This is a genomic window from Streptomyces sp. NPDC054813 (genome assembly GCF_053611365.1).
The window spans coordinates 1-8397 of the sequence record NZ_JBSHAF010000012.1; the positions used below are offsets into that span (position 1 = coordinate 1).

An 8397-nucleotide genomic window follows, 5' to 3' on the forward strand; every position below is an offset into this window, starting at 1 on the left:
GATCACGCCGGGAGGCTGCCCTCATCACCGCGCAGACAGTTCTCGATGTCATTCGTTGGAGGGGCGGTCCGCCAAGACCGCCCCCGACGCACCATCAGCCCACTACACTCCGGACGATGCCTCTGACCAGGCCAGATAGCGAAACGCTGCTGGAGTACTAGGCGGTTTCGTTTGGATCACCTGGCTGACCAGAGGGAGATGCTCGCAACGTGGAGTCCGGCCAGGTAGATGGCTGCTGTCTTCTCGTAGCGGGTGGCGATGCCTCGCCACTGTTTCAAGCGGTTGATGCAGCGTTCGACCGTGTTGCGTTGCTTGTAGGTCTCGCGGTCGAAGGCGGGTGGCCTGCCACCCCGGCTGCCGCGTCGCAGACGGTGGCCGCGTTGGTCGGCCGGCACGGGGATGACCGCCCGGATGCCGCGCCGCCTGAGGTGTTCACGGATGGCCCGCGACGAATACGCCTTGTCTGCGAGGACTGCCGCTGGCCGGGTCCGGGGCCGTCCACGCCGTCGGGGAACACGCAGCCGCGCCATCACGTCAGCGAAGGCAGGCGCGTCACCGGCCTGTCCGGCGGTGAGGTGGAAGGCCAGGGGCCGGCAGTTGCCATCGGCCGCGAGATGGATCTTCGTGGTGACCAGCCCCACCCATGCCATGGCCCTGCGCACGACGGCCACCGCCTTCGGCACCCAGCGCGGCAAAGCCTGGTGGAGAGCACCTGTCCGAAGGCGCCGCATTCCCCACCAAATGGCGATCAGCACCGTTGTCGACTGGGCATGCGGGCGTGATCGCGCACTATGCGGTCGCAACGCCCAGGAAGCGCAGCACCGCCAGGACGCGGCGGTGGTCGGCGTCGGCCTTGGGCAGGTCGAGCTTGGTGAAGATGCTGTTGATGTGCTTGGCGACCGCGCTCTCGCTCACGACCAGCTCGGCGGCGACGCCGGAGTTGGACCGGCCGCCCGCCATCAGCTCCAGCACCTCCCGCTCGCGCGGTGTCAGCCGGTCGAGCGGATCGCTGTGCCGGCGCACCAGCAGCTGCGCGACGACCTGCGGGTCGAGCGCGGTGCCGCCGGCCGCCACCCGGCGTACCGCCTCGGCGAACTCCTCGACGTCGGCGACCCGTTGCTTGAGCAGATAGCCGACGCCCGAGGTGTTGGCGGCGAGCAGATCGGCGGCGTACCGCTCCTCCACGTACTGCGACAGCAGGAGCACGGCGGTACGCGGGTACTGGCGGCGGATCACCAGCGCGGCGCGCACTCCCTCGTCGGTGAAGCCGGGCGGCATGCGCACGTCGACCACGGCGATGTCGGGCCGGTGCTCCTCGACGGCTGCCAGCAGCCCTTCTGCGTCGGCGACTTGCGCGCACATCTCGAAGCCGGCCGCCTCCAGCACCTTGACCACGCCGATGCGCAGCAAGAGGGAATCCTCGGCGATCACGGCGCGCACGGCAGCTCCACGGTGATGACGGTCGGCCCCCCGGCGGGGCTGCGGCAGGAGAACGTGCCGTCGACGGACGCGACGCGCTTGGCGAGCCCGGCGAGCCCGGTGCCACCGCCGGCCGCCGCGAGATCCGCGCCGCCCGCGCCGTCGTCCGCGACGACCACCAGCAGTGTCTCCCCGATCCGCTCCACGGTCACGTCCGCCCGGGTCGCCTGGGCGTGTTTGACCACGTTCGTCAGGGCTTCGGAGACCACGAAGTACGCGACGGCCTCGACCGTGGGTGAGGGGCGCTGCGGCAGGTCCACCGCCACGCGCACCGGGATCGGGAGGCGGGCGGCGACCCCGGACAGCGCGGCGTCGAGGCCGCGGTCCTCAAGGACGGCCGGATGCAGGCCGCGCACCAGGTTGTTCAGCTCGGCGATCGCCTCCTTCGCCTCGCGGTGCGCCTCGTCGATCACCTTGCGGGCGTCCTCCGGCAGGTCGCCGAGGGTGGACCTGGCCAGGCCCAGGTTGACGGCGAGTGAGACGAGGCGCTGCTGTGCGCCGTCGTGCAGGTCGCGCTCGATCCGCCGCCGCTCGGCGTCGGCGGCGTCGAGCACACCGGCCCGGCTCTCGGCGAGGTCGGCTACCCGGCGGGCCAGCTTCTCCGTGCGGCTGGGGCCGAGCAGGACCTCGGCCGCCCGGGTGTCCAGCCGCACCAGAGCGCCGGTCAGCCGGGGCCCGAGGAACAGCAGGGCGAGGCCGCCGGCGGTGATGTACGCGGCCTGCGTGGTGTACCCGAGGTCGGTGACCCGCCACTGCGGGGGCAGCGCCCAGATCCACACGTAGATGGAGGCGGCCACGAGAGCGGCGGCCCAGACGGCGAGGACGGCGAGGTCCAGGACGGCGAGCAGCGGACCCGCCACGGCGTGGTAGCAGACCTGCCGCCACAAGGCCCGCGTGGTCAGCCGACGTACCGCCGACTTCCAGTTGCGTCCGGGCCCGGGTACGGCGGGGCGCGGGAGGTCCTTGCCGACGAGCGCCCGGTAGCGTCGCCGCTGCCCGACGGTCAGCAGGGGTGTCACCACGAGCGTAAACAACACGGGCAGCGGAATCGCGGCCGGCGCCCCCGCCATCGCGCCGGCCAGCCAGAGCCACAGTGGCACCACGGCGAGGTGGAGCGGCAGGCCGGCGGCGACGAGCGCGGTCCGGTGTCCCGCCCTGCGGAACGGCCGGCCCAGCACCAGCTGCAGCCACGTCGTGAGTTGCATGCGTCAAACGGTAAAGCCGCAGGCCATCCCCATGCCATGACGCTGCCGCCCTGTTCGGGGGTGCACTTTTCTCCACCCCGGGTCGGAACCCTGCGTGACTGACGGCGCCCCAGTGCACGCCGGAGGCTGGAGTACGTGAAGGGGACAGCCGACGGGGAGCGGGGGAAGACGATGCGTCAACTGGTGTTGTGCAATGACGAATTGGCCGGTGCCGAGGACTTCGACCGCGCCGAGGTCATCCCGCTCCACGAAGAGGCGGAGGAGCCGCGCCCGGCGCGGGGCAGGCGGCGGGCCGGGTGGCTGCTGGTCGCCTGCGGGCTCGCCCTGCTGCCGTGGCTGTACGTGCTGGCCACCGGCCTGCCGGCCACCGCGACCGCGGCGCACTGGCCGGTCGCCTGGGTCGGGCTGGACGCGCTGGAGGCGCTCGGCCTGATCGCCACCGGCCTCCTCGCCGCCCGCGGCGACCGGCGGCACGCCCTGGCAGCCGCCGCGACCGCGACGCTGCTTGTGGTGGACGCCTGGTTCGACACCACGACCGCGGCCCCGGGCGGCGACTTCGCCACCGCGGTCGCCATGGCGCTCGGCGCCGAGCTGCCGCTCGCCGCGCTGTGCGGCCGGCTGGCGCTGCGGGCGCTGAGCCGGCACGCGTGACGCCGACCGCCCAGCCACATGCCACGGACCAAATCAATCCACCGGAGAACACCATGCACCGCATCACCACCGCCCCCGTCGCCCCGATCCCGGCCCGGACCCGCTGGGCGGTCGCCGCCTGATGGGCCGCGCAGCGGAAGCTGCGCACGCATCGGAAATAGGCAAGTGCGGGATCCACCACCTCCGCCGGAGCGAAGAGCTCAAGTTGGTAACGCAGTTCATAGCAGCGCGCGAAGGCCCGTCGAGCCGTCCGGGTGCGCTCCGCCTCCGACATCTCAGTGCTCCCGCTCAGATGCCTCAGCTCGCTGCGGCCCTGGGTCAGCACTGCGAGAAAGCCCGTGTACAGGTCGCGCCGGGTCCTCTGCCACTCGGACGTGACGTCGCGTTTGTGCTTTCGTGACTCCAGCATCAACTCGCGGTGGCCTTTATGCGCCTCCACCAACAGGGAGGTCCCCATGGCGACACCCGCGCCCAACAGAGTGGCCAGGAGAGTCGTCCACTGCATCATCGGCCAAACGCGTTGTGCCGTGTGGTGCTTTCCCCGACCAGGGCCCCATGGATGCCGGGAACGTCCAAGGTGATGTGGCTCGTCCGGCGCTCCGCGCGGAGCACGGCGCGGGCCGCCGCGAGGATCTCCTCGTCCGTGTCCACCCCGGAGCCCGTCAGGACCTGCAGCAGCCGGGTCCACCACACGTCGGGGTCCGTCTCGTATGCGTCAAGCACCCGTACGCCGTAGCCGCTCTTCCCCCTGTTGCCATCGCCCTCGGCCAACCGTCGGCGGACCGCCTCCTTGAGCACGGCATGCAGATCGTGGACGGCTCCGAGCCCGGAGTCCGTGAGTCCGGCTGCCACCCCTGTAGCCAACGCTGTGGCCACCGACTCCACTTCGGTCACTGGTTCCCCTTCAGTTGTGCGGGTTGTGCAATGTCGTGTCCGTCACCATGGCCCGGGGTGCTGCAATGCTGATGAAATTCCGGTGATGTGCGGGAGCGGAGGCTTCGCGGTGGACGGGGGAACTCCTCATCGGCTTCGGATCGAGGTGCTCGGACGGTTACGGGCCTGGCGGGGCGGAACGCTTCTGGATCTGGGACCCGTGAAGCGGCAGGCTGTGCTGGCCGCGTTGCTGCTCCGTCGGGGAGCTGTGGTGAGCCATGAGCAACTGCTCGATTCGGTGTGGGCTTCGGAGCCACCCGCCTCCGGCCACAAGGTGCTGGCCAGTCACGTCAACCCGCTGCGCAGGGCACTGGATGCCGAAGGCACCCGCCACACCGAGTCGGTGATCCGCAGCGGCAAGGGCTGGTACCGCTTCGTCGCCGACGACGTCCGGCTCGATGTGGCGGACCTGACCGAGCGGGGCGATGAGGCGCTTCGCACCAAAACGTCCGGAGACCTGGCCACCGCAACGGACCAGTTGTCCGCGGCACTCCTGCTGTTCCAGGGCGAACCCTTGGCCAACCTGCCGGGGCCGTTTGCACAGGCCGAGCGGGAGCGACTGCGGGAACGCCGGCGGACGCTCCGGCTGGCCCGGCTCGAATGCCTTGTACTGCTCGGCCGGTTCGGCGATGCCATGGACGACCTCGCCGCGCAGTCCGCGCCGGAGCGGTACGACGAGTCACTGGTGGCGTTGCGTATGCGGGCTCTGTACGGCTGCGAACGTCAGGCGGACGCGCTGAACGCCTACGAGGACATGCGCGTACGCCTCCGCGACGAGCTCGGCGTCGATCCCGGTGAGGAACTCCGCCGGGTGCACGAGGCGGTACTGCGCCAGAATGACGCAAGTCTCCTCGGCCGGACGGCCCCGCCCGGGCAGACACGCTCAGAGCTCCTCCTCCGTGATGGTCCGGCAGCAGACGCGCCGGCACCACCGGGATCACCGGGTCGGAGCACTCACCCACCGCGCGACAGCGCTCCGCCGACGCCGGCCGAGTTGCCGCACGATGCCGCGGGATTCGCCGGCCGCACCGGCGAACTCGCCAGACTGCACACGTTGCTTTCGCCGGAGCAGGGGCAGGGGTCGGCGAACACGGTGGTCATCTCGGCCATCGGCGGCGCCGCCGGCATCGGCAAGACCGCGCTGGCGGTGCACTGGGCACATCAGGTGCGGAATCGTTTCCCGGACGGCCAGTTGTACGTCAACCTGCACGGGTTCGACCACGACCGGCCACCGCTCAAGGCTGGCGAAGCACTTGAGCTCTTGCTTCGGAGTCTGGGGCTGGCGGCGTCGGAGATCCCCGCCGACGACGAGACGCAGGCACGCACGTACCGGACCCTGCTGGCCGGCCGACGCCTGCTGGTCCTGCTGGACAACGCGGCCTCGGCGGAGCAGGTCCGTCCACTGCTCCCCGGCACCCCGTCCTGCTGTGTCGTCGTCACCAGCCGCAACCGGCTCGGCGACCTCGTGGCCCGCGACGGAGCACACCCCCTGCCACTGGACCTCCTCCAGCCGGCCGACGCCCGCGCGCTGCTCGGCGAGGCACTCGGCCCGGACCGCCTGTCCGCCGAACCCCACGCCGTCGACGAACTGATCCGACTATGCGGCAGCCTTCCGCTGGCGCTGTGCTTGGCCGCGGCCCGGCTGGCGGGCGATCCCGGTCTACGGCTGGCCGATCTGGTGGGCGAGATGTCGGAGGGCGGTCGACTGACGGCCCTGGTGCCGGACGGTGAGCCCACCTCGCCCTTGCAGAAAGCGTTTTCGGCGTCGTACCGAGTGCTGGTTCCACTCGCGCGCCGGCTGTTCTGCCTACTCGGTCTGTTCCCCGGACCGGAGTTCACCGCCGAAGTCGCCGCCGCCGTCCTGGACGCACCGCTGTCACAGGCTCGCCGTCTGCTCAGCGCCTTGGCCGCCGCGCATCTGATCGAGCCCGTGGCGGAGGGCCGTTACCGCTTCCATGATCTCCTTCATGAGTACGCGCGGGAGCGGGTGCAGGTGGAAGAGGCGGCGGCGGATCGTGACGCCGCGCTGAAACGGATCCTGATCTGGTACGTCAATGCCGCCCGTGCCGCCGCGGGAACCTGGATCTTCCCGGACCTGCCCGCCGCCCTCGCCGCCGACGACCTTCCGAAGCTTCCGTCCGACGGCGCCCAGTGGCTGGAGGCCGAGCGCACGAACCTTCTCGCCGTCATCGCCCACGCCGGCCAGCACGGCCCGCGCCCTGTCGCCTGGCACCTCGCCAACTCTCTGTTCGGCCACTTCTGGCTCTATCTGCCCCGGGCAACCTGGCAGTCCACCACGCAGACGGCACTGGAAGCGGCCACGGCCGAGGGCGACCGGTACGGTCAGGCCGCCATGCATTTCGTCCTCGGCATCATCCTGTGGGAACGAGCGGATGCCAGGCAGGCGATGGATCATCACGTGCGCGCGCTGGACCTCAGCCGGGAACTCGGCTGGGCGACCGGCGAGGCGGCAGCATACGGGGTCCGGGGCTTCGTGGACTGGAGCATGGCGCGCCTCGACAGCGCTTACGAGCATTTCACCGCCGGCCTGCGCCGCTTCCGGGAGACCCGGAACCGTTACTTCGTAGGGTATGGGGCGATCGGTCTCGGTATGGCCTGCCGGGATCTGGGCCGACTGCACGAGGCCGCCGGTCATATCGAGGGGACCCTTGGCCGCGAAGAGGGGAGCAGCGGGTGGGACGACGGCCTGGCGCTGCAGATTCTGGGCTGGGTGTACTGGGAACTCGGCCGCTTCACCGACGCGCGTGACCTCCTCGGTCCCGAGCTGGCCGATGAGAAGAGGACCGGTTACCGCGACGGCCACGCGATGATGCTCGACGCCCTCGCGAAGATCGACATCGAGTGCGGCCACCCGGACGAGGCCCTGAAACGGACCGAGCGCGCCCTGGCCATGGTCCGGGCCCCGGAACGGCGCTGGATCCAGGCCGCCATCCTCAACACGATCGCCGCCGCCCACCGCCAACTGGCCCACGACGAACAGGCACTTCAGACCGACCGTCGGGCTCTCGCCCTGGCCCACGAGGCACGCTTCCGGCGCGCCGCGGCGGACAGTCTCCTGGGGCTCGCCCTCACTCACCAGCACTTCGGCCGCCACGAAGACGCCCGCCGTCGAGCCGAGGAGGCGCTGCGCCTGGCCCGTGAGTACAGCTTCCAGGTGGTGGAGGGTCAGGCGCTCACGGTGCTGTGCCAGGCGACGGCGTCCGAGGCTGCGCACTCCACAGCCGTCGCCCTCGGCCACGAGGCCCTGGCCATCCATCGCGAGACCGGCCACCGGCTGGGGGAGGCCCGCGCTCTCGTCGCACTCGCCCGCGCACTGCACAAGACCGACAGCGCTGCCGCTGAACTCATGAGGCAGCAGGCGTCGGACATCTTCTCGGACGTCGGCGTGCCGACGGAGGGGCACACGGAGCACAGCCAATCGTGCTGATGCGCACCAGGCCGTTGTCGTGGACCATGGCCCAACAGAGGCCGAGCCCAAAGGGGCAAGCGTCTAGCCAGGCCGAATGCGCTGTGCCGTGGCTGCAGACGCTGGTACTCGTGAACGTCGATCACGACAGCTTCCTGCTTGCCGCGCCGAGTGGTGATCGTCGGGGTTTCCTCCCGTCGCGCGCGCTCGATGACGTCGGCGAGGTGGCTGCGGACCTCGGCCGTCAGCCTGGAGGAGACCTCCGCTGCCACCAACCCAATCTTCGTCCGCATGCGCGGGCGCGACGGGGCGCAGGCCGTGCCTGACGAGGACTGACCGAAGCAGCCAGGAGCCAGTCGTCAGCATCCTGCCACTGCGTGGCGGGCTACCCGTGGCGGCCGGCACGTCCGCCCTGGGCTGCCAGTACTGGTTGCAGTTCTGGTTGCATTCACTCCCGTCCAGCGCCGTCCGCCACCCGCCCCCAGCCCTCTCCGCCGCAGGTCAGGACACTCCTGATCACTCCCGAACCCCCAGACGAACATTTGGAAAGCGTGTTGGGGGCAACCCCTTCCGAGTTCGAATCTCGTATCCTCCGCCAGTGCCTCACCGGGCACGATGTCGAAGGGCCCCCCCCCGAGGTGGGGCCCGTCGACGGTGTGCGCAGACCCCCGTGTCCGGGGTTTTGTGCACCGCGGGGGTAGA

5 protein-coding genes and 2 pseudogenes are annotated in these 8397 nt (G+C 70.7%); 2 read left to right on the forward strand and 5 right to left on the reverse strand.

Features of this window, described 5'->3' with window-relative positions:
* Positions 1 to 176: 176 nt before the first annotated feature.
* The 3 genes and pseudogenes from ACWGJB_RS24405 to ACWGJB_RS24415 all read right to left on the reverse strand — a co-directional run.
* Positions 177 to 638: pseudogene (locus tag ACWGJB_RS24405) on the reverse strand (IS5 family transposase); the annotation flags it as partial.
* 151 nt (positions 639 to 789) lie between these two features.
* A complete protein-coding gene (locus ACWGJB_RS24410; protein WP_067360243.1) occupies positions 790 to 1440 on the reverse strand; it encodes a response regulator transcription factor in 651 nt (216 codons plus the stop codon).
* Positions 1428 to 2684 carry a histidine kinase gene (locus ACWGJB_RS24415; protein WP_453382244.1) on the reverse strand — a complete coding sequence of 419 codons (1257 nt, stop codon included), beginning with the start codon at positions 2682 to 2684 and terminating at the stop codon, positions 1428 to 1430. The genes ACWGJB_RS24410 and ACWGJB_RS24415 overlap by 13 nt, the downstream gene beginning before the upstream one ends.
* A 135-nt stretch (positions 2685 to 2819) precedes the next feature.
* Between ACWGJB_RS24415 and ACWGJB_RS24420 the strand changes: the two genes are divergently transcribed.
* On the forward strand, positions 2820 to 3335 hold the full coding sequence (locus ACWGJB_RS24420; RefSeq protein WP_453382245.1) for a hypothetical protein: 516 nt from the start codon (positions 2820 to 2822) through the stop codon (positions 3333 to 3335).
* Positions 3336 to 3839: 504 nt separating this feature from the next.
* On the opposite strand, the gene ACWGJB_RS24425 is transcribed toward ACWGJB_RS24420, so the two are convergent.
* A complete protein-coding gene (locus ACWGJB_RS24425; protein WP_453382246.1) occupies positions 3840 to 4229 on the reverse strand; it encodes a hypothetical protein in 390 nt (129 codons plus the stop codon).
* An 85-nt stretch (positions 4230 to 4314) separates the two neighbouring features.
* Here ACWGJB_RS24425 and ACWGJB_RS24430 point away from each other — a divergent pair, with 85 nt between their 5' ends.
* A complete protein-coding gene (locus ACWGJB_RS24430; RefSeq protein ID WP_453382247.1) occupies positions 4315 to 7716 on the forward strand; it encodes an AfsR/SARP family transcriptional regulator in 3402 nt (1133 codons plus the stop codon).
* Between the two features lie 92 nt (positions 7717 to 7808).
* Here the strand turns inward: ACWGJB_RS24430 and ACWGJB_RS24435 are convergent.
* Positions 7809 to 7988 (reverse strand): annotated as a pseudogene (locus ACWGJB_RS24435) (type II toxin-antitoxin system prevent-host-death family antitoxin); the annotation flags it as partial.
* Between the last annotated feature and the right edge of the window lie 409 nt (positions 7989 to 8397).

Coding starts and splice junctions, on each gene's coding strand:
- ACWGJB_RS24415 (WP_453382244.1), bottom strand. CDS start 2,684: ATGCAACTCACGACGTGGCTGCAGCTGGTGCTGGGCCGGCCGTTCCGC.
- ACWGJB_RS24430 (WP_453382247.1), top strand. CDS start 4,315: ATGTGCGGGAGCGGAGGCTTCGCGGTGGACGGGGGAACTCCTCATCGG.